The organism is Kitasatospora gansuensis, assembly GCF_014203705.1.
GTDB classification, from domain to species: Bacteria; Actinomycetota; Actinomycetes; order Streptomycetales; family Streptomycetaceae; genus Kitasatospora; species Kitasatospora gansuensis.
Genome location: NZ_JACHJR010000003.1, coordinates 1 through 20,434 on the forward strand (window position 1 = coordinate 1; position 20,434 = coordinate 20,434).

The 20,434-nt window shown below is 73.2% G+C and carries 24 protein-coding genes; 17 read left to right on the forward strand and 7 right to left on the reverse strand.

Annotated features, from left to right (window positions below):
- The 5 genes from F4556_RS37375 to F4556_RS37395 all read left to right on the forward strand — a co-directional run.
- Positions 1 to 549, forward strand: a 549-nt coding sequence (locus F4556_RS37375) for a hypothetical protein (RefSeq protein ID WP_184925986.1), incomplete at its 5' end; no start/stop codon positions are given.
- Entirely contained in the window at positions 549 to 935 is a 387-nt protein-coding gene (locus tag F4556_RS37380) for a hypothetical protein (protein WP_184925989.1), read from the forward strand. The genes F4556_RS37375 and F4556_RS37380, both read left to right, overlap by 1 nt.
- 35 nt (positions 936 to 970) lie before the next feature.
- Entirely contained in the window at positions 971 to 1,573 is a 603-nt protein-coding gene (locus F4556_RS37385; RefSeq protein WP_184925992.1) for a hypothetical protein, read from the forward strand.
- Positions 1,570 to 2,124 (forward strand): hypothetical protein, encoded by a 555-nt coding sequence (locus F4556_RS37390; RefSeq protein ID WP_184925994.1) that lies wholly within the window; start codon positions 1,570 to 1,572, stop codon positions 2,122 to 2,124. Before F4556_RS37385 ends, F4556_RS37390 begins: the two co-directional genes overlap by 4 nt.
- A complete protein-coding gene (locus F4556_RS37395; RefSeq protein WP_184925997.1) occupies positions 2,121 to 2,699 on the forward strand; it encodes a hypothetical protein in 579 nt (192 codons plus the stop codon). The genes F4556_RS37390 and F4556_RS37395 overlap by 4 nt, the downstream gene beginning before the upstream one ends.
- Positions 2,700 to 2,989: 290 nt before the next feature.
- On the opposite strand, the gene F4556_RS37400 is transcribed toward F4556_RS37395, so the two are convergent.
- Positions 2,990 to 3,166, reverse strand: coding sequence for a hypothetical protein (locus F4556_RS37400; protein WP_184926000.1), 177 nt, complete (start codon positions 3,164 to 3,166; stop codon positions 2,990 to 2,992).
- A gap of 711 nt (positions 3,167 to 3,877) precedes the next feature.
- On the opposite strand from F4556_RS37400, the gene F4556_RS37405 reads away from it, so the two are divergent.
- The 3 genes from F4556_RS37405 to F4556_RS37415 all read left to right on the forward strand — a co-directional run bounded on the left by F4556_RS37405 (position 3,878) and on the right by F4556_RS37415 (position 5,576).
- Positions 3,878 to 4,363 (forward strand): hypothetical protein, encoded by a 486-nt coding sequence (locus F4556_RS37405; RefSeq protein WP_184926003.1) that lies wholly within the window; start codon positions 3,878 to 3,880, stop codon positions 4,361 to 4,363.
- A 161-nt stretch (positions 4,364 to 4,524) separates the two neighbouring features.
- Complete coding sequence (locus F4556_RS37410; protein ID WP_184926006.1) at positions 4,525 to 5,211, forward strand: nucleotide-binding protein; 687 nt, start codon at positions 4,525 to 4,527, stop codon at positions 5,209 to 5,211.
- 17 nt (positions 5,212 to 5,228) lie between these two features.
- Positions 5,229 to 5,576, forward strand: coding sequence for a hypothetical protein (locus F4556_RS37415; RefSeq protein ID WP_184926009.1), 348 nt, complete (start codon positions 5,229 to 5,231; stop codon positions 5,574 to 5,576).
- Between the two features lie 1,381 nt (positions 5,577 to 6,957).
- Here F4556_RS37415 and F4556_RS37420 read toward each other — a convergent pair.
- The 6 genes from F4556_RS37420 to F4556_RS37445 form a co-directional block, all read right to left on the reverse strand.
- Positions 6,958 to 7,254: a hypothetical protein gene (locus tag F4556_RS37420; RefSeq protein ID WP_184926012.1), complete on the reverse strand. Its 297-nt coding sequence runs from the start codon at positions 7,252 to 7,254 to the stop codon at positions 6,958 to 6,960.
- Between the two features lie 416 nt (positions 7,255 to 7,670).
- Positions 7,671 to 8,687: a hypothetical protein gene (locus tag F4556_RS37425; RefSeq protein ID WP_184926015.1), complete on the reverse strand. Its 1,017-nt coding sequence runs from the start codon at positions 8,685 to 8,687 to the stop codon at positions 7,671 to 7,673.
- A complete protein-coding gene (locus F4556_RS37430; RefSeq protein ID WP_184926018.1) occupies positions 8,687 to 9,106 on the reverse strand; it encodes a hypothetical protein in 420 nt (139 codons plus the stop codon). Before F4556_RS37430 ends, F4556_RS37425 begins: the two co-directional genes overlap by 1 nt.
- A 25-nt stretch (positions 9,107 to 9,131) precedes the next feature.
- Positions 9,132 to 10,100 (reverse strand): hypothetical protein, encoded by a 969-nt coding sequence (locus F4556_RS37435; protein WP_184926021.1) that lies wholly within the window; start codon positions 10,098 to 10,100, stop codon positions 9,132 to 9,134.
- A gap of 163 nt (positions 10,101 to 10,263) precedes the next feature.
- Complete coding sequence (locus tag F4556_RS37440; RefSeq protein WP_184926024.1) at positions 10,264 to 10,446, reverse strand: hypothetical protein; 183 nt, start codon at positions 10,444 to 10,446, stop codon at positions 10,264 to 10,266.
- The gene (locus F4556_RS37445; RefSeq protein WP_184926027.1) at positions 10,446 to 10,691 is read right to left on the reverse strand and encodes a hypothetical protein; all 246 of its coding nucleotides are present in this window, start codon (positions 10,689 to 10,691) and stop codon (positions 10,446 to 10,448) included. The genes F4556_RS37440 and F4556_RS37445 overlap by 1 nt, the downstream gene beginning before the upstream one ends.
- A 299-nt stretch (positions 10,692 to 10,990) precedes the next feature.
- On the opposite strand from F4556_RS37445, the gene F4556_RS37450 reads away from it, so the two are divergent.
- From F4556_RS37450 to F4556_RS37490, 9 genes are all read left to right on the forward strand, one after another.
- Complete coding sequence (locus F4556_RS37450) at positions 10,991 to 11,719, forward strand: GntR family transcriptional regulator (RefSeq protein WP_184926030.1); 729 nt, start codon at positions 10,991 to 10,993, stop codon at positions 11,717 to 11,719.
- 67 nt (positions 11,720 to 11,786) lie between these two features.
- Positions 11,787 to 13,007, forward strand: a complete 1,221-nt coding sequence (locus F4556_RS37455; RefSeq protein WP_184926033.1) for a hypothetical protein — start codon at positions 11,787 to 11,789, stop codon at positions 13,005 to 13,007.
- Entirely contained in the window at positions 13,004 to 13,207 is a 204-nt protein-coding gene (locus F4556_RS37460) for a hypothetical protein (protein ID WP_184926036.1), read from the forward strand. The genes F4556_RS37455 and F4556_RS37460 overlap by 4 nt, the downstream gene beginning before the upstream one ends.
- Positions 13,208 to 13,350: 143 nt before the next feature.
- Complete coding sequence (locus F4556_RS37465) at positions 13,351 to 13,695, forward strand: hypothetical protein (RefSeq protein ID WP_184926039.1); 345 nt, start codon at positions 13,351 to 13,353, stop codon at positions 13,693 to 13,695.
- Between the two features lie 325 nt (positions 13,696 to 14,020).
- Entirely contained in the window at positions 14,021 to 16,186 is a 2,166-nt protein-coding gene (locus F4556_RS37470) for a hypothetical protein (protein ID WP_184926042.1), read from the forward strand.
- A gap of 86 nt (positions 16,187 to 16,272) precedes the next feature.
- Entirely contained in the window at positions 16,273 to 16,560 is a 288-nt protein-coding gene (locus tag F4556_RS37475; protein ID WP_184926045.1) for a hypothetical protein, read from the forward strand.
- Positions 16,561 to 16,989: 429 nt separating this feature from the next.
- Positions 16,990 to 17,457 carry a MobC domain-containing protein gene (locus F4556_RS38895; RefSeq protein WP_184926048.1) on the forward strand — a complete coding sequence of 156 codons (468 nt, stop codon included), beginning with the start codon at positions 16,990 to 16,992 and terminating at the stop codon, positions 17,455 to 17,457.
- A complete protein-coding gene (locus F4556_RS37485) occupies positions 17,454 to 19,268 on the forward strand; it encodes a relaxase/mobilization nuclease domain-containing protein (protein ID WP_184926051.1) in 1,815 nt (604 codons plus the stop codon). Before F4556_RS38895 ends, F4556_RS37485 begins: the two co-directional genes overlap by 4 nt.
- Before the next feature lie 155 nt (positions 19,269 to 19,423).
- Positions 19,424 to 19,885, forward strand: coding sequence for a hypothetical protein (locus F4556_RS37490; protein WP_184926056.1), 462 nt, complete (start codon positions 19,424 to 19,426; stop codon positions 19,883 to 19,885).
- Positions 19,886 to 20,434: the final 549 nt, after the last annotated feature.

A 20,434-nucleotide genomic window follows, 5' to 3' on the forward strand; every position in this document is an offset into this window, starting at 1 on the left:
TCGTGGTCGCCGCTGCCCGGTGACCAGGGGGAGGCGGTCTACCAGTCGTACCTGCGGGTGTTGGACGTCCTGGGGTCCGGCATGGCCGACGTGGTCTACGGCCGGGCGGACCTGGTGCCCGGCGTGCCGATGCTGATCGGCGCGGACGGCCGCACGGAGCTGGTGCAGCTGCTCGACGTCGAGGTCGAGGGGGAGGACCTGGTCCGCCTGGCCTGGCTGCGGGACGAGCTGACCCAGGCGGACGGTGACCTGGCGGCGCTCCTGGACGACGTGGCCGGTGACCGGCACGCCCCGTGGTGGACGGGGGAGGGCACCGACGGCGCGACCGTCGCCGCCTGGGCCAGCCGCGCGATCAACGCGGTGGTCAACCGGGAGGTGGACGGCCGGGCCGAGCTGCTGGCCATCGTCCGGGCCGGGGCGGGCCAGGAGCGGATCCAGCTGACGGCCGAGCGGGAGGAGGCGTACGGCCGGTACATGGTCGCGGTGATCAAGGCCAGCAGGGGCACCGGCACCGACGCGGCTCTCACCGCGTTCAGCGTGGGCCTGTGATGGCGGAGGAACAGCAGCCGGCGGAGACCCCGCAGCCCAAGCCGACCGCCCAGCTCCGGATCTGCGTCTGGTGCGGGACGCCGTTCGCCGCGCCGAAGAAGTCCGGCCCGGCGCCCCGGTACTGCAAGGCCGGGTGCAAGCAGCGGGCCTACGAGGAGCGGAAGCGGCAGGACGAGATCACCGCGATCCACGACCGGCAGCAGAAGCAGCTCGACCGGATCCTCGGGACGCTCGGCGCGAAGACGGCGGCGAAGGTCCGCAAGGCGGTCGAGACGGAGCCCGAGGCCGACCAGGCCGGGCCGGACCGGCCGCAGATCGAGGGCCAGGCCGAGCTCACCGTGGTAGCTGGTGAGCTCCAGTTGCAGCCCGTGCCACTGACCGACTGACCACCAGCACCATCACCGACGAAGGGGAGACGACGATGACGACCTACGAGACCAACGCGACGCGCGGGGGGATGCTCCAGCCGGCCGCGCCGGTGGACCCGAAGCAGGTGCGCGACGTGGCCCAGCACGCCAGCGAGGTGTTCGGCCCCTCCGCGAGGTTGAAGGGCGGCCGGGACCAGCTCTCCGAGTCGGGCGCTCACATGGGCATCAGCCTCGGTGGCCTCCACAGCGTGATGCGGGCCGAGGTCCCGATCGACCACCTCGCGGAGGGCGAGTTCACGCTCGACCACCTCCACCGGGCGGCCGGGCACATGCGCGAGCACCTGGTCGAGGCGGTGCCCGCCGACGAGCTGGAGGCCCGGCACCGCGGGCTGATCGACAGCTGCCTGGAGGAGGGGCTGACCGTGGTCGGCTCGCTGACGGCGGAGCTGCTCATGGCCAAGGGCCGCAGGCTGACGGTCCGGCTGACCTCGACCGACGCCTACCAGACCATCGAGCTCATCGAGGAGGGCCTGGAGACCCGGGTGGTCCGGCTCTCCGGCGCCAACCGGCTGGAGCTCCACAGCGGACTGCACGAGATCGGCCGGATCGTGTGGCTGATGGAGCGGGCCAACGACAAGGCGGAGGCCGCCCTGTGAGCAGCGTCGAGGAGCACCGCCGGCCGCAGGCCGCGTACGCCGAAGCCGTCGCCCACATCGACGGCCCGAACGGCTGGCGGGCCCCGGAGGAGTGGATCACCGACCGCACCGACACGGGCCTGCTGGTCATCCAGTTGTGGTTCCGCCGCACCGAGCCCCGCGAGGCCACCAGGGCCGAGACCAGGGAGATGGGCGACCGGCTGATCCCGGCCACCCTCGACGTCCACGGCGACGAGCTGACGCCCGCGATGGTGCCGCCGCTGGTCGAGGCGTGGCCGTGGGGGATCACCGTCAGCTGGGACGACAAGGACGGCTGGCACTGGGCCCCGCTGATCAACGAGTTCAGCGAGGTGAACGGAGACGACGACTGGGAGAAGCTCCCGGTGCCGCTGCTCGCCTCCCCGGAGGCGCTGCACACCGTGCTGGCCGAGGTGTTCGCCGGGCAGGGCCGCGAGTACGCCCCACCCGCCCAGAGCGGCGAGTGGGCCCCGCACCGGCCGGACACCCTGATCGACTACATCGCCTCCCGTGCCAAGGCGGGCCAGCGGTGAGCGGGGCCGAGGGGCACCGGCGGGTGCAGCCGGCGTTCCAGGCGCTGACGCCCGGCCCGGTGCGCCGGATCGGGATCGACGCCCAGGACAAGGTGCTGCCGTCGATGGTGACGGAGAACCCGGCGCCGATCGCCACCGCGGCCTGGCAGATGGCGCTGGCCTACCGGGCGCTGGGCGACCTCATGGAGTCCTCCGACCCGGACAAGGTGGTGGCCGCGGGGGAGGACGTCGTCACCCGGCTGCAGAGTGCGCTGGAGGCGGTGCACCGGCACCTGGGCGAGAAGGTGTCCGCCGGGCTGCTGGCCGAGCGGAGCTTCGAGCGGCAGATGGACCGGCTCGACACCGGGGAGGCGGTGATCGGCGCGGTGACGGTCGAGGTGGTGCTGCCGGACGGGGAGCACTCCGCGACGGTCCACCTGGGCCAGGAGCGGCGCGGTGCCCCGGTGCAGATCCGTGGGGACGTGAAGGCCGGCGAACTCGGCGGCGCTGCGCACCTCGACGTCCAGGCCGCGCTGGAGAGCGTGGCGCGGGCGCTCACGCCGTACGTCGAGGAGACGGCGGCCCGCCCCGTCTGACCGCCCGCCGACCCTGCCCGCTTCCGGACTCGTCACGTGACGAATCAGGGAGCGGGCACCGTCGTTCCCGGAGGTGTGCACGGGGTGCGCACCCCCTCCGGGCAGTGGGCACCGGGGTGCGCACCCGGCCGTCGGAGGGGGTGCAACCCGGGTTGCTGCCCGTGGTACCCGGGCGCTTGCCGCGCCCGGGACCCGGGCCCTGCTCGGCACCGCCCGGCGCGTCCAGGACGCTCCCGTGGCGGGCCGCCGTACGCGCCGGACAGCACCGCGCCCTCGGTGCGGTGGCTGACCTAGAGCTCGGCTTCGGCGGTGTCGGCGATCCGGCCGAGGCGGCCGAGCAGCCGCGCGCCGGCGGGGGAGTCGAGGAGCTCGGCGCAGGCCCGCGCCGGGCCCGGGTCGACGTCGCCGCAGTCGAGGGCGGAGCGGAGCTCGGCGGAGAGCTGGGTGACGTACGAGGTGTCGTCCATGCTGCCGATGGTGAACTCCGGGCCCCGGATCGGGCGGCGTCCACGCCGGTCGGCGGCCGCGGATCGAGGCCGGAAACCCCCGACCGGAGGAGCGGCCTGCGGCCCGTATCGGCACGCGCGGCGTGACGATACCTTAGTCCTCCATTTGATCTTGGTTCCGTTTCGGGTCCTCTTCGGGGTCCCGGTTGGAGTCCTCTTTCGGGTGCTCTTTCGGGTCCCGTTTCGGGTTCCGCAGACCGGTCGACGGCGGCCGCGCGGACAAGGGGTCTGACCTGCGGGACAAGGGGGTGGGACAACCTCTCGGGCGGCGCCGACTTCTTCCGTACGGGACCCTCTGCTGGCCCGGCGGACCGGCGGAAGCGGAAGGCCGGCGGGAACTGCATCGCGCACGCGCGCGAGGAGGCCGGTCGGCCGGGCCGTTCAGAAGCAGAACCACGGCGGCGTTCGGAAGCAGAACAGCCGGGCCGTTCGGAGACTGAACGGGCGGTCTCCCCGCGCCCGCGCGGACCATGATCAGAACCATCTGCAAGAGGTGTCTGGACTGCCGTCGGGTCGTGATGCATAGGAGTGGGCTGCTCGGGTCGGTGCCTTGATCGTCTCGGAGTGTCTGAGCTGTGCCCGTTGTGGATCTTGGATTCGTGGTCCTGCTGTCGGGTGGAGGTTGGTGGAGTTCGAGGGCTGTTCGAAGTGGTGTCTCGGTACGGTCTGCGCATGACTGAGCAGATGTGCAAGAGCGGCGGCGTTCACCGGCTCCCGGACGGTGAGGAGTCGTGGAACTCGGAGCGCTGCGACCTGCTGGTGGCCGCCGGCCTCGACAAGTGCCTGCCGTGCCAGGACCGGCTGATCGCCGAGCTCTCGGCGGAGCTCACCGACGACTTCGGCAGGATCTTCACGACCTGGGTGCTCGGCACCCTCAACCGCCGCCAGCTGGTCGGCGCCTCGATGCCGGACACCGCGCTGGAGCTGCTCGGCCCCAACGGCGGGACGGTGATCAGCCCGCCGTCGCGCCGCGCCCTGCGCGGGGTCAAGCTGCCGCGCGTCACCGCAGGCGCGGCCGGGGACGCGATGCTCTCCCTGGACACCAAGCAGGCCGTGGCCGCGCTCACCGCGATGACGCCGACCGAGCGCACGGCGGTGCTCAACGACGCGATGGACGGCGTCATCGGAAGCATCGCCATGCCGCTGCCGACCCTGTAGGCGAGACCGCGCTTCGGGGGGTCGTCACGACGACCCCCCGGTCCGGAGACGAGGACCAGGCCGTCGCCGACGTCGGCCGGCGGCCCGCGCGTTCCTGGGGTGATACGCGTATCTCGCGTGCGACAGTGGGCCGCGGACGGACCCTGCCGAGGAGGACCAAGGTGACGATCGACCTGCCGAGGATCGAGACCCCGCTGGGCACATCGCCCGGCCCGGGCGAGGTCACCGTGGTGGCCATGCTCAAGGGCGGCGCCGGGAAGACCACGTCCGCCGTGTACCTCGCGCTGGTGCTCTGGTCCCTCGGGTTCACCGTGGTGGTGGTCGACGCCGACAGCGTCAGCCAGACCGCCTACGGCTGGGCCCGCGACGCGGCCCTGGCGGGCACCCCGCTGCCGTTCACGGTGGAGAGGTATCCGTTCGCCGATCTCGGCGAGTACGTCACGCACCTGCGCAAGGAGTTCGACCACGTGGTGGTCGACGTCGGCGGCGGCAACGCCTCGCTGCTCGCGGACGTGCTGGAGAAGGCGACCCGGCTGATCGTCACGCTCGCCCCGTCGAAGGCCGACCGCAAGCAGCTCGGCGCCACCTTCAAGCAGGCCCGCACCGCGGCCGCCGGGCACGAGGGCGGAGGGTTCGCGGTGTACGTCCTGCTGACGTGCTGCGACGCGCGGACCAGTCAGCCGGCCGACGCGCGGCGGGAGCTGGAGGCGGAGGAGCGGCCGGTGCTCGACGCGGTGATCCCGCAGCGGGTCGAGTACGAGCGGGCCATCGACACCTGCCCGACCAACCTGGACGACTACCGCGCCGTGTGGTCGGAGATCCGCGAGGCAGAGGGGACGGCCGCCTGATGGTGCGCCAGGTGAGGATGACCCCGCCCGCGGACCAGGTGGTGCCCGAGCTGACGAGCCCGGACCAGCTGACCGAGGAGGAGCGCCGCCGGATCGCGGCCCGGATGCCCGAGAGCAGCCGGCGCTCCCGTCCGGTGGCCGACCCACCGGCGCCCGAGCTGGTGAATGCGGAGGTGGAGATGACCCGCCGCAGCTGGTACGCCGAGCGGGAGGCCACCGACGCGCTGGCCCGCGCGGTGGACGAGCTGCACTTCGCCACCCGCGTCCCGAAGCACCAGGTCGTCAGCCTGCTGTTCCGCCTGGCCGCCGAGCAGCAGGACCTGGTCCTCGACCACCTCCGGCGGACCGGCCAGACGCACCCGTAGCACGGGTGCTACCCGTCGCACGTATCACGGGTGCGAGGCGTATCACGCCAGCTCACACGGGGGTGCGCACCCCGCACACCCCGGGTGCGCACCCCCGCCGCCGGGGGTGTGCACCGGCCGGTCGGCTGTCGGCGGCGTCCGGCCGGCGGCCCGCGCCCGCCCGCGCGCTGATCTCCACCGGGCCGTACGGGACACCCGAGGTGCACTGCTCGGCGGGGGAGGGCCCCGCAGAGAAGTAGTCGGCGTTCTACCGGCCATGTTGCACCGGCTCTGACCTGCGGAGACTGTGTTGCACCGGGGCTGTCCCGGAGCAACCTCCGAAGCAACCCGGTGCGCAACCTCCGGGGCAACCCGGTGGGCAACTCCCGGAGCAACCTCCGGAGCAACCGCCCGGGGGGTCGTGGTGACGACCCCCCGCCGGTCCCGGCCGCCGTCGGCTGGCCACCGCGTGATCGAGGTCGGGGCGGGGCGGTGGCTGTCACCCCTGGGGCGCCGCGCCCCTCGCTCTGCCGCTCGGCGACGTCGACCAGGGCGACGAGCACCAGGACGTCGCCGTCGAGGCCGCGGCCGGGCCCGGCCGGAGGTTGCCCCTGCGGTTGTCCCTGCCGTTGCTCCTGCGGTTGCCCCTGCAGTTGTCCCTGCGGTTGCTCCTGCGGTTGCCTCGGGACAGCCCCGGGACAACACGATCTCCGCAGGTCAGCGCACGGGGACAACCACCCGGCAGAGCTCCGACTACTTCTCTGTGCAGTGGTTCTGGTGCTGCGGGTCGGCGTAGTGCTCGCAGGTGTTGGCACGGCTGGGTGTTGTTGGGGTTCGGGGAGGTGCGGCGGCTGGCGCTGCGGCGGTGCCCGCCGGGTGTGGGCCGTTCCGTTTCGGAATCGGCGGGCCGTTCCGCTTCGGACGCCGCCGTCGTTCCGTTTCGGAACCGGGGCGGTGCTGGCCGCTCTCGCGGCGGCCGGCCATCGTCCTTGCCCCAAGGGTCGGGCTCGCGGGTGGTCCCCTCGGTGGGCGGCTCGCGGTGGTGTCCGCGCCCGGCCGCCGCCGCCCGGCTCGTCCGCCCCTGGGCGGGCGACCCGTCGGGGAGTTTCGGCGGTGGAGCGAAGCGGAGCCGGCGAAAGTCTTCGGCGGGCTTGGCCGGGTGGTGGTGGTCGGGGGTGGCAGGGTTCGGAGTCGTCCGCCGAGGGGACCACCCGCGTCACGGCCCGCACCACCCACCCACGGCCAGACACCAAGATCACCGGAGCCGACCCCCTTGGAGGTGGCCCGCCGGAGGCAGTCGTGAGGCGAGCGCGCGCACCCTCCGGCGGCAGGAGCGGACCGGGTGCCGGTGGCCCGGACCACCCTCCTCGCTTCCAGACTCGTCACGTGACGAGTCGAGAGGTCAGCGGGTGGTCGGCAGCAGCGAGTAGAGGCCCCACCCGAGGAGGAGCAACAGGAAGGTGCTGAGCAGCACCATGCCCTGGCCGCGCCGGTCGATGGTCGGCTTCGGGAGCCAGGGCCCGCCGCCGCCGGTACCGAGCTCGGACGCTTCGAGCGGGACGACCTGGTCTCCCTCGGGCTGGCGGCCGTGGTGGACGGCGTCGATGTGATGGCGCTGCTCGATGAGCGCTTCGACTTCGCCGTCGTGCTCGCTCAGCGTGCGGCAGACGCCGCACCGGTAGCGGTAGGGCCAGCCCATCCCGATCTCCTCCGTAGGTCCGCTCCGAGGGTGGCAGACCGCCCCGGCTGCCGGGGCCGGATCGGTTGAGATCGCTCCGGCCGGGTCGGTACGAAGGTCCGCCAGGGGGCCGCCGGGCGGGACTGCAGCCCCTTCCGGGACGGGTGTTGGCGAGGCGTGTAGTTGGGCTGTAGGCGGGCGTGTAGGTGAGTTGTTTTCGCAGGTCGGAGCCGGTCTGTAGGCGAGCCGAGAGGGGTCAGGGCCGGACCCGGGGGAGGGGGTCCGGAGAGGGGCTGGAGAAGGCCGGCGGAGAGCACCCGAGAGCGGCCCCGGGAGGTGGGCCGGTGGACCCCGGAGCGGGCGGCCGGGGGTGAGCACGTAAGAGCCCCCGTCCGGGGGTCCGGACGGGGGCTGGGTGGGAGGTGGTCGGGGAGGGGTCAGACGGCTGTCGCCGGGGAGGCCGCGGGGGCCTGCTGGGCGGGTGCCTGGGGAGGGCGTCCGAGGTGGGCTTGGAGGAGCTTGAAGGTGAGGCCCGTGGTCACCTTCTTGCCGACCCTCACGCCCTCGTCGGTGGGGAGTCCGGTGGCCTTGACGATGGGGCTGAAATCGCGGGTCTTCATACCGGGGTAGAGGCCGCTGCGCTGGAAGGAGACGAGGGCCTCCGCGAGGTGGACCTTGCCGAGGCCGCCGTCGCTCATCGCGCGGAGCGCCACCATGCGCTCCAGAGCGGTGATCAGTTCCGCCGGGGACAGGGTCGTGGGGCGGGTCTCGGCCCGGGCCGGAGCGGGGGCGGTGGTGGCCGTCGTGCCGGTGCCGGAGGCGGTGGTCACGATGGGCCGGGGAGAGGGCTTCGGAGCGGTACGGGCCTTGGGCGCGTGGGCCATCGCGGCCACGCACCACAGCCCGATGCAGGACCAGGCGATGGTCGACACCCACGGGCCGATGAACTGCCAGGCCATGGGGATGCCCAGGAAGGCGGCGATGCCGACGCCGATGCCGATGTTGCCGAGCTGGCTGAACTGCTCCTTCCGGGCCGCCTTGTCGGCTTCGGCGTAGCCGGCCTTCTTGGTGGCGATGGCGACCGGGTCGGTCAGCTTCGCCAGCTCGGCGGCCCGGGCCTGGCTGAGCCCGGCCGCGATGGTCGAGCGCTCCTCGGAGTGCTCCCCGAGGCGGCTGGCGACCGGCGCCCACAGCCGGGCCCACACGTACGGGCTGCCGGTGATGACGGCCCGCACCGGCACGCAGGCGGTAGTGGTGCTCTTCCGCACGACCAGGACGGCGGCCAGCAGACGGACGGTGAACGCCTGGGCCATCGCCTCGACCCGCTCCTCCATGCCCTCCCCCTCGTCCTCGTCCTCGACCTGGTCCTCGACGTCCTCGACGTCCTGGTCCAGCTCGACGTCCTCGACCTCGACGTCCTGGTCCTGCTCGGTGTGCTCCACGCTGGTGCTCATCAGGCAGCCACCCCGAACAGGCCGTGGAGGAACGAACCGGCGACGGTGAACGGGATGGCCAGCACGCCGCCGGCGGCCATGGCCGACGCGGGCAGCGTCGCCCCGCAGACGACGTCCTTCCACCAGCGCGGCTTGGTGCCGAAAAGGATGATGAACATGATCAGCGCGATCGCCCCGGCCCCCGCGTTGAACTGGCTGTCGATGGAGGCGGTGACCGCGTCACCGACCTGCTTGGGGGCGCTGAACGCCTGGGCCGCGCCCTGGCTGAACAGGCCGAACGCCAACATCCAGTACGAGGTGTGGTGATCCTCGTGCTGGTTCGCCAGCTTGCCCTTGCCGCGGTGGCCGACGAGCAGCCAGACCGTGATCACGAGGCAGACGCCCGAGGCCGAGATGGTGCCGATGAGGGACCCGCTCATGGTGGTAACTCCTGTGTGGGGAAGGTCAGATGGGGAGGGCGGCGAGCAGGCGGTCGGCGCCGACGGCGACGAGCAGGCCGGAGGCCACCGGGATGCGCATGATGATCAGCAGCAGGAGCGGGCCGAAGCCGCGGACCTCGGTGACGCGCAGGCCGTGGCCGCGCACCTTGAGGTCGAGGGCGAAGCCGAAGAGGGCCAGCAGCAGCCCGACGTAGGGCCCGCCGAGGGCTGCGGTCTGCACGAGGTAGCAGGCGTGCCCGAGGTAGGCGCTGATCGCGGTCAGGAGCATCCAGCGGCGGAAGCGCCGGACCTTGTCGCTCGGGCCGGTGGCCCGGGCCGCCTTGCGGGCGGCCTGGCGGCTGCGCTGCTTGGCCTCGCGCTTGTCGGCCACCGCCTGTGCGCGGTGCCGCTTCGAGCGCAGCTCGGGGGTCTCGCCAGCGGCGGCCAGGCGCTGGTCCTCCGCCGCCCGGCGTCGCTTCTTGTCGATCGCCAGCTCGGTCGCCTTGCGGGCCGCGCGCTCGTCGGGGGTCTCGTTGATGCGGTCGCCGAGCATGTCGACGAAGTGCACCAGGTCGTCGCGGTACGGGCGCTGACCGGCGGCCAGCACCTTCTCGACCCGGTGCCGCTCGGTGCGCTGCTCGGCGGTCTCGCCGAGCGCGGCGAACTGCGCGTCGCGCATCGCGCGCTGACTGGCGACCAGGTCCTCGTAGGCGATCTGCTCGCGGGCGGCCCGCTGGGTCTCGGTCTCGGTCAGCAGGGTGTGCACCTGCTGGGTGACCTGGGAGGCGATGGTCGAGACCTGCTCCGGGCCCGACTTAAGCCACCAGTCGTTCAGCAGGCGTCCGGCCGGCGCCCAGAACCGCTCGGCTGCCTCGTCCAGGGACGGGACGGCCGGGTCGGCCCCGCCGATCGGGGTCGGGGTGTAGACGGTGGTGTCCGGCAGACCGGCGGTCGGCGGCTCGGACGGCATCGGGGGGATCGAGGTGGTGGTCACCGGTTCCACCCGCCCCGGCGGCCGAGCACGCGGATGAAGTAGAGGGCCACCGCCGCGTCTCCCAGGAGGAGGAGCAAGCAGATCAGCTCGCCAATCATGTGTATCTCCAGGTCAGGTGAGGTGCGCACCCCCGGGTGTGCGGGGGTGCGCACCTGAGCGGTGGTCAGGAGGTGCGGCCGAGCTGGTCGTTGCTGTGGTCGGTCCGGGGGGCGTGGAGCGGCCTCCCGTTGGCCCGGCCCTCGTCGTAGTCCGCGCCGGTCCAGGAGCGGCCGGAGCTGTCGACGTGGTCGGGGGTGTCGGTGCTACTGCTGGGCTTCGACTCGGAGAAGCCGCGGATGAGCGCCATCACCGCTCTCCCGTCGCCGTGCCGGTGACCACCAGGACGTCGCCGTCGATCTCGACCAGCGCGTAGTAGGTCAGGTGGCCGTCGGGGCTGTTCGGGCCGTCGGAGGTGCGCACCGAGCGGCACCAGTCGGCGCGGATCAGCAGGCCGAGCTCCCGGGCGCTGATCGGCTCGGTGGCGGACCAGCTGTTGCTGGTGGTCGGGCGGACGTTGCCGATGATCGGCAGGAGCCGGAGGGAGGCGCTCACTTCTGGCCGCCCTTCAGCAGGGCGCGGAGGAACGCGCGGCCGGCCTTGGTCAGGTCGGTGGGGGTAATCGGGGGGATGGAGGGAGGCGGCGTACCGTTTGCCATGACTGGCTCCTCGGGCTGGTCGGCCCCTGCCCGGAGCTGTGAGAGGTGTACGGGCAGGGGTTGTGACGAAGGACTTGCGACAACCGGGTACCTAGGTACTACGCTGTGGTACCGAAGTACTACAGCAGTTTGTAGCAGCCTTCTGGCAGTCGGTGCAAGGCCCCTGACTGCCCGTCACTACTGAGGAGCGATCAAATGACTGATCCCGTCGGATACCAGGCAATTGCGGATCACTACCGCCGACTCATCGCAAACCGGGTCATCGTGGACGGGCAGAAGCTCCCGTCGGTCCGCAAGCTCGCTGAGGAGTGGGGCGTCGCCACCAAGACCGCCCAGCGGGCCCTGACCACCTTGCGGATGGAGGGTTGGGCGCAGCCCGTTCCCGGACTCGGCTACGCGGCCGCGTTCCGCCCGGACCAGGTCGCCACCCTGCGGGTCGCGGTCAACGGGAGCCGCCAGCGCGGCGAGCAGTACGCCAGCGACGATGAGGTGGTGATCCTCTCGGCCGGGATGGAACAGACCGGTGGTGGCGAAGCTGACGTGCTCGGCATCGAGGCCGGCCGCCCCGCGGTTCTCCGCCGGGGCAGGGTTCGCCGCGCGGGCCGGGTTATCCGGATGTCCTACTCGTGGTTCCCGCCGGAGCTCGCGGACCTGGTGCCGGAGCTGCTGGAGATCACCTCCACGCCGCCCGGCAGCGTCGCCCGGATCGAGGCCGCGACCGGGAGGTCCACCGAGATCACCGCCGACCACTTCTCGGTCGACACCACCACCCTGACCCTGGCCAAGGAGTTCGGCGTGCCGCAGGGCGAACCGGTGCTGGTCAGGACCACGATCAGGCACGACGGTGAGGGCGTCATCGAGTACGGCCGGACGTACTTCCCCCGGCACGTCGATCTCCGCTTGGAGTACTCGAACCGAGGCTGACCCCCACCAAGCAGGCGGGCCGCGCCGGATGCACCCGGTGCGGCCCCGTGATCAACGGAGGATCCCCGTGTCACACACGACTGAGTATGACCTGCACACCCCTGCGCACCCGGTGCGCACCCCCGCCCACCAGGGCATCAGCACCCCGGCCCGGTGGGTGCTCGGCAGCATCTTCGTGGTGATGGGCGGCGTCGGCATCGCTGGAGCCGTCGCCACCTTCTTCAACATGAAGTCCGCGTTCGGGAGTTCGGGCACCGCAGTCGGCGTCGTCGCCGCCGGCGAGGGCGCAACCGCCGTGCTGGGCCTCACCCTTGTGGGCCTGACCCTGATCAACCGGCCGTACCCGTCGGGCCTGCGGCTCGGCCTCTGGCTGATCCCGCTCGCCGGGTCGGTCACCGGTGGGGTGGTCGCCCTGGCCAAGGACGACTACCAGCACGCCATGGTGAACGCGGTGACGCCGCTGGCCATGACGGTCGCGGCCGAGATGGCCGGGTACCTCGCGCGCTCCATCGTGGTGGCCAGCACGGGAGTCGACGCCGAGGCCGACAGGCTGACCGGCGAGACCCTGCGCCGGATCGAGTGGCACCAGGCCCGCGCCCAGCACCACCCGTCCAAGTGGACCCGGAAGCGCTCCGCCAAGGCCGCCTGGAAGCTCGCCCGGACCCTCGGCCGGAACGACGTCCGGCTCGCGCAGTCGCTGCCCAACGCCTACGCCGAACGCACCGCCAGCAGCGCGATCACCGCGCTGGACTCCCTGTACCAGCGCATCCCCGCGCAGCAGCCGGCCGCACTCCCGGCCCCGGCCCCGGTCGTCCCGGCAGCCGTCGAGCCGCCGACCACCCCGACCGTCGAGCAGCTGCCCGAGGTCGAGGCGGAGGCCGAGATCGTCACCGCCACCTACGCCACGGACTGGGTGAAGAACGGCTCCGGCTCGTGGAAGGCCGACCCCGGGATGTACGCCGCGTCGTACCCGGAGGCGGAGGTGGTCGAGGACCAGGCCGTCGCGCCCGCCGCGCAGCCCCAGCTCCCCACCGACCGCTGGCTCCAGCCGGTCCCGGACCAGGTGCGCACCGAGGTGCACACCCCCGTGCGCACCGGCTCTGACCAGCAGGTTGACGTGTACGACGACCAGGAGCCGGAGGTCACCGGGGAGATGACCCCGGAGCGCCGGCGGGAGCTGATCCTGGAAGCCATCGGGGAGGGCAAGAGCCAGCGCGAGGCCGCCGCCGCCGCGTCCTGCTCGCCGACCTACGTCCGCAAGGTCCTCACCAAGGAGGCCGCCGCATGAGCACCTGGCCGAACAAGACCGTCCCGCAGTTCACCAACGCCGAACTGGTGGCCGCGATCGAGCAGCACCAGGGCGACCCCGACCCGGTGATCCGCGATCTCGTCCGCAGCTGCACCGACGAGTGGGAGCACCGTCGCGGAGTGCGCCGCAGCCACGCTGTGGCCCAGAACCGCGCCGACCTCGCCGCCGAGTTCTGCTGACTGACGGGCCGCCAGGTTGTGAAGGTCCGGTGCGTTTTGCGACTTCTGCGACCGTCCCAACGCGCGCGGGCGCGCGAGGCGTAACGCTTTCGGCCCTCCCGGAGTTCACCCAATCGACTGATCTGTTGAAGGAGCGAGCCACCATGACCCAGTCCACCGCCGCAGACCTCGCCGCCGCGCGGGAGGCCATCACCGCGTACTTCGCCGCCGAGGCGCTCGGGGCCGAGCCCGCAGACCTCCCCCACGCCGAGCAGCGCCGCGATGAGGTCGCGGACGGCGCCCGCCTCACCCGGTCCGAGGCCCGCCTTGTCGTACTCCAGGCCCAGGACCTGCCCATCCAGCTCGGCCCGGCCCTCTTGAAGAACCCGACCGAGGCCGGCCACGCCGAGTACCGCGCCGCGCTCGACGTGCTCGAAGCCGTTCGCCGAGGGCTGACCGCCGACGGCTACGACGTCTCCACCCTGGCCGACCGCCAGCGCGTCAATTAGCAGGCCACAGACGGGAAATGCCGCAGGGCCCGCCCCCCAAGCGGGGGACGGGCCCTGACGGTCTCCTTGGTCACATCGAGCACTTTCGCGCCGTGTGCCTCACGTAGTGCTTCCGTCCGGCATGATCTACCCCAGTACGAAAGCTTGAGAGGCGGGCCTTGCCGGGCCCTAACCCCTCCGGCCGAATCCCATTCACTGTCGCCCGGCTAGGCGAAGACAGCTGAGGAACCCGACCGCTTTGACCAGCGTAACGGGTGGCACCCCCACCCGCGCAACACCCCACGAGACTGGTGCACACGAAGGTGTGCACCCCGGTGCGCACCAGGTGCGCACCCCGGCCACCACCGGCCCAGACGTCGCTCCCGCACCCGCGGTCGAGCGCCCGGTCGACGGTGGCCTCGCCGATGCTCGAACCTCTGATGACTCGTCACGTGACGAGTCCATCCCGGCGACGTTCACCTCCACCCCCGCCGAGCGCGCCATCGCCTGGGCCCAGGCCGAGCAGCGCCACAAGGCCGCCCGCGTGGCCGGCCGCGCCAACCGCGACGCCCGCCGCGCCGAGAAGCAGGCCACCGCCCGCGCCGCCCGCCAGCTCTCCGCCGACCTCGACGCCGCCCTGGCCGCAGCCGGGCTGACCACGGGTCAGGACGCGTCCGCCGTCCGGGCCGAGGCCCTGAACGCCGCCCTGGCCGCCGCTGGCGCCGACGTCCCCACCACCCCCGCCACCGCCCCCAGCCACCCGCAGAAGGGCCAGGGACGGGCTCAGAAGGGCCACGACGGCGGCCCGGGTTCGCACGGATTGAATTACGTTTCCGCCGCAGCTCACAGCCAGTCAGACGGCGCCGGGTGTTCGAAGCTGATCCAGCGCTCCGACGCCCGCCTCCGCCAGCTGGACGAGATCCAGCAGATCACCGGCCTGCCGTCCGTGAAGCTCTGCGACGTGACCACGCTCGGCACCGCCGTCGGCGTCCACGTCGGCACGGCCGACGGCGCCCGCACGTCCTTCTCCGGCCTGGTCAAGTGCGGCTCGGTGTGGGCCTGCCCCCCGTGCAGCGCGGCGATCCGGGCCCGCCGGTCCACCTGGCTGGAGAAGACCGCCGCCGCCTGGCTGGAGTCCGGACGCGGGATCTACATGGCCACCCTGACCGCCCCTCACTGGAGGAACGTCCGGCTCGGCACGCAGTTCGAGCAGTTCGCCGAGGGCTGGCGCGGCGTGGCCGCAGGCTCCTGGTGGGTCGGACGCGCCGTCATCCGGCAGAAGGCGCCGGTCCGCTGGGCCGACCGGCACCAGCACCCCGACCTGCCCGAGGACGTCGAGGCCCACGAGGAGAAGGGTCAGCTGGTGGTCTGGAAGCGCGGGTGGAAGGCCCGGCACGGCATCGCCGGGGTCACCCGCACCATCGAGGTGACGTACGGCGGGAACGGCTGGCACTCCCACCTGCACGTCCTGATCTGGACCGAGGACCCCGCCACCCGCGAGAAGGCCGAGGAGCTCCAGGAGGAGCTCTACCGCCGGTGGGTCGACCGCTGCAAGTCGGTCGGCCTGCCCACCCCGGACCGCCAGCACGGCGTCCGGGTCGACCCCGTGATCCTCCAGGCCGACGGCAAGCTGCCGCTCAACCTGGTCCGCTACCTGGCCAAGGTCCAGGACAAGGACGTCGTGGACCAGCGGATCACCGCCCGCCCGGTCGCGGCCGAGATGACCCGCGCCGACATGAAGCTGGCCCGTGGGGCGAAGGGCCTGACGGCGTTTCAGCTCGCGGAGAAGGCCGCCGCCGGGGACGAGGAGTGCCTGCGGCTGTGGCTGGAGTACGAGTTGGCCACCAAGGGCAGGCAGTGCCTGACCTGGACCGAGGGGCTCAAGGAGCGGCTGGCCGAGCTGGCCGGCATCCCGCTGGACGACGCGAAGGACGAGGAGATCCCGGCCGGGGAGGACGCCGAGCTGCGCAAGGAGGTGCCCGACCTGGCGCTGGCCAGCAAGCCCTACAAGGCGAAGGTGGCCCGGGTGAAGGGCCGCCGCGCCGACCTGCGGATGGCCGGGGACCGCTACGGCCTGCCCGGCATGATCGGCCTGCTGGTGAGCTGGGGCCTCCAGCCGAAGGACGACTTCTGGAAGCCCGAGGAGCCGTTGGGCCCGCCCGCCCGGATGACCCCCGAGCAGCTCAAGCGCCGCCAGGACCAGCGCGAAGCCGAGCAGGCCCGGCACGAGGCCCTGCGCCAGGAGCGCGAGGGCAACCCCGAGCGGTGGAAAGCCGCGATGAAGAAGCGGGCCAAGACCCTCGAAGCGAAGAAGAAGGCCGCCGCCGGGGTGACGGCCGGTCAGCTCCAGCTCCCCGCCAACGAGCACCACCAGGAGCAGGAGGCCGCCCGCGCCGCCACCGCCGCCGACGGGTTCCTCGCCGCCCGCCGCGTCGCCCAGGACGCGCGCCGCGCCGACCTGGACGCCGCTCTCGCCCGTGTCCGCGACCGCGAGGCGGCGTTGGCATCGTGACCGAACACCGGGTGCGCACCCCCGCGCACCTGCCCCAACCCGGGTGCGCACCCGGGTGTGCACACCGACCCGAGGAGCCGTACCCGATGACCTCAGCCCGCCGCCCGCTCGGCCCCGGCGTCGACCGCCAGGCCGAGCCCGCCGCGCTCCGGATGGACCCGCGCCCGTTCGAGGATCGGCTCGCCGCGATGATCGCCGGGCAGGTGGTGCAGATGAACGAGGAGGAGTTCGGCTCCGCGCTCCGGGTCATCCGGGAGCGCGACCGGATCGCCCGCGGCCTGCCCGCCGTCGAGACCCCGCTGCCGCTGGAGACTTCGGTGCGCCGGCAGCTCTCCCGGGCCCGGGTCGAGCAGGTCGAGCCCCCGGTTTCGTGACTAAATCGATCATGGATTTAGTGCGAAAATCCCCCCGGATTTAGTCACGAAATCGGGCAGCGGCAGGCCGGGGGACCGAGCGCCGTCAGCCGGCTGAACCCGGGTGGCCGCTCCCTCCGGCGCAAGCGCCGGAGCCCGGGGCCGAGGGCCCCGGGCGTGATGGCGGGGGACGTCCGGTCAAGCGCACGACGGTGCCGCCGCCGAAGCCGACAGGCCCGGGCGTTGGCCGCCCTACCCTGCCGACTCCGACGGAGCCAGGTGGGCATCTGCGCTTCGCTTGATGCACCTGGCCCCCGGCTCGCTACGCTTCGCCGAGGGGAGGACCGGCCCGAGGGGGCCGGTCTGGCCCGCCGCCCGTGGCGGCGTCGTGCCTGCCGATCCGCGCCCGGGGGGCGCGGCCGGCGACCCGCGAGCGAGAGGTGCGGCCGGGTGGCGAAGGGCGGGCAGGGGCGGCTGACCGAGGCGGGTCAGCGCACGCACACGGTGTCGGTGCGGCTGACTCCGGCGGAGCTGGAGAGGTGGCACGCGGCCCGCTCGAAGACGGCCCGCAAGGAGCTCGGCGCGTGGGTCCGCGCCATGGTCGAGGAGGCGCTGAACGGCCACCCGGGGATCCCGGGCGACGTCGCCCAGGTGCCGGAGGTGAACCACGCGGTGTTCGTCCAGCTCGCCGCGATCGGCAACAACATGAACCAGATCGCCTACCTGTCGAACACCGCCGGCGGTGTCCCGGCGGAGCTGCACCAGCGGCTCGCCGAGGCGATCGAGGCGGTGGGGGATGCGGCGCTCGCGGTGCGCGGCCTGGCGCCGATGACCGGCCCGGCCGGGCTCGCCGAGCACGACCAGGAGCACGACGACGTCGACCAGGGCGACGAGGCCGAGCCCGGCCCGGCCCGGTGATCGGCAACATCACCCGGGGCCGGAAGGCGTACGGGGGTCTGCTCTACGACCACGGACCCGGGCGCCGGGACGAGCACGTGGACCCGCGGATCATCGCCGGGTCGGTGCCGGGCACCTGGCAGCAGGTGGCCCGCCAGATCGACCACCACACCGGGCAGAAGCCGCACCTCACTGAGCCGATCTGGCGCGTCTCGCTCTCGCTGCCGGACGAGGACGGGGTGCTCGCCGATGCCCGGTTCGCCGCGATCGCCGAGGAGTACGTGTCCCGGATGGGCTTCGCGGCCTGCCCCTGGGTGGCCGTGCGGCACGGTGACGACCACATCCACATCACGGTCTCCCGGCTGGGCTGGGACGGGCGGCAGGTCACCAACGGCCGGGACAAGCTGCGCAACCGGGCCGCCTGCGACGCGCTGGAGATCAAGCACCGCCTGGTGCGCGCCGAGAGCCGCTTCAAGGCCGTGCCGGGCGTGCGGTCGGGCAACGAGCTGGCCGCCGCCCGCGCCCGGGGTGCGGCCCCGCCCGAGCGCGAGCAGATCCGCGCCCTGGTCTCCGCCGCCCGCGACGCCGCCGCCGGCCGCGGCCGCGCGCACTTCGAGCAGCTGCTCGCCGAGGCCGGGGTCGACTTCAAGGCGAACGTGGCCAGCACCGGCCGCATGTCCGGCTACTCGTTCTCCCTGCCGAGCTGGGTGAAGCCGGACGGCGAGCAGGTCTGGGTCACCGCGAGCAAGACCGGCCGCGACCTGGCGTGGGCCAAGCTCGGCCCGGTGCTGGAGCCGGTGTCGGTGGCGCCGCCCGGTCAGGTCGAGGCCCTGCTGGTGGACGACGACAGCGCGACGGCCGCGCCGGTCAGCAAGCCGCCGCCGGACCTGGCCCGGCTGCGCCTGGCGGAGGCGCGGGAGCGGGCCGAGGACCAGCGGGCCGAGGTGGTGCACACCCTGGGCACCATCCCGGCCGGGACGGTCGCGGACCTGGTCGCGGCGCTGCGCACCGTGCGCACCACCCTGGACACTCGGGAGAAGAAGCTGGCCGCCGAGACGGCCACCGCGATGCGGCTCGACGGCCTGGTCTCCGGGGTGAGCGTGGGCATGAACCGCGCCGAGCTCCACCAGGAGCTGGCCGGGCTGCGCCTGGCGGTCGGCCTGGAGGCCGAGGCGGCCGGGCTCACCACGGCGGCCGGGCAGCAGCGCCAGCAGGCCGCTGCCGCCCGCCGGGTCGAGGAGGAGTCGACGGCCGCCGCCGGGTCGAAGTGGAAGACGGGCCGGTCGAAGCGGTCGGCCGAGGGGATGGCCGCGGCCGCCGCCGAGATGGCTGGCCGCTCGGAGGCGGAGGCGCTCCGGCTGGAAGGGCTGGCCGAGCAGGCGAAGGCCCGCGCGAGGGAGGCCGCACCCGAGGTCCGGGGCGGCTACGCCGAGGCCCTGGCCGAACTCGAGGGCCGGTGGCCGGAGGCCGAGCGGGCCGCGATCCGGGAGGACGCCCAGCGCGCCCGGTTCGCGCAGATCGAGCAGCAGGTGCCGCTGCACGAGCTGCGGGTGTCGGTGGGGAAGGCCCGGCGCGGGGTCGAGCAGCTGCTCGCCGAGCAGGCCCGCCGCGCCGCGCTGCCGCCCGAGCGGCTCCAGCTGGAGGACGCTGTCCGGGCCGACCTGGCCCGGGAGGTGATGGCCCGGGCCGCCCGGTCGGGCAGCACCACGGCCAGGCCGTCGAAGAAGACCGCGCCGAAGAAGCCGCCGGCCCCGGGGCTCGGCCAGCAGCTCCCGCCGCACCTGCGCTGGGGCAACGACCCCCGCGACCGGGGCAACACCCCGGGCCGGTAGGTGGTCTCCAAGGTTGGTGAAAACCTTGGAGGCCCAGGTCACGGTGAGGTCTACCAATGCTCTGACCTGCGGCTTCCAAGGTTGGAAGCCGGGCCGTCCGGCGCCGGGCCGCCCGCCGGGCGCATCCGCCGTCCGGGTGGACTCGTTGGTCCGGCATGGACCAAGACGAACCGGCCGCGACGGTCGAGAGCCTGCTCGCGGCGATGAAGCTCGACGTCGCGGTGAGCTGGGTGTGCTGGACGTGCCAGGTGCAGGGCCGCTTCGCGCACCCGAACATCGACTCCGCCCGGCACGACGCGGCCGGCCACGCGATCGGTGTCCACCGCGAGCGCCTCGCGCTGATGCAGATCGCGCTGATCACCGTGTCCGAGGAGGGCCGGGCCGCCCGGCGGCTCCCCGAGGACCTCCAGGAGGTGCCGCTGGTCCCCCGGGTGGAGCGGTGGGACGACATGCCGCCGCTGACCGGGCTCCAGCAGATGCTGGTCTGCGACGCGCTCGGCTGCGACCCGCAGTCCCGCCACCGCCGCAAGCTCCAGGCCGAGTGGGACGCGGCGGTCGGGCAGGCCCGGCAGGAGGAGCGGGCCGCCGCCCGGCCGGTGGTCCTGCGGCCGGTCTGAGGGGTGCACACCCCGGGTGCGCACCCGCCGTGACCAGCACCGGCACCGGTGCGCACCCCCGAACCGGCGGCCCGGCGCCGCTCCAGCCGACCACCCCGCCCAAGCCCTCGACCACCACCACCAGCAGCAGCCACCCCCAGAGAGAGGGATGTCAGAATTTCCGGGGGTCGCCACCAAGGCTTTGACCTGCGCTGACGCCGAGTCGGGTCGGGCCGGGGCGGACCGACGTCAGGACCTACACCAGGACCCAGGGCAGGACCCAGGGCAGGACCTACAGCAGGACCTTGGAGAGGGGGCGCACGGCGGCCGGCCGCGCTCCCGGAAGCCCCGGAAAGAAGTCCACCCCTCTAGAACTCGTCACGTGACGAGTGCGATAGTGGAGCCCGAGAAGGTGACAGTCCGTCACCCTGCCTCCACCCGCCCGAGAGGGGCCCCATGTCCACCGTGAACCTCCTGCTGCCCGCCGAGCCCGACGTCCTGGGCGACCTCTACGCGCTGGAGGAGGCGCTGCTGATCCAGCTGCGCCCGCTGCCCGGCGACGACGGGCAG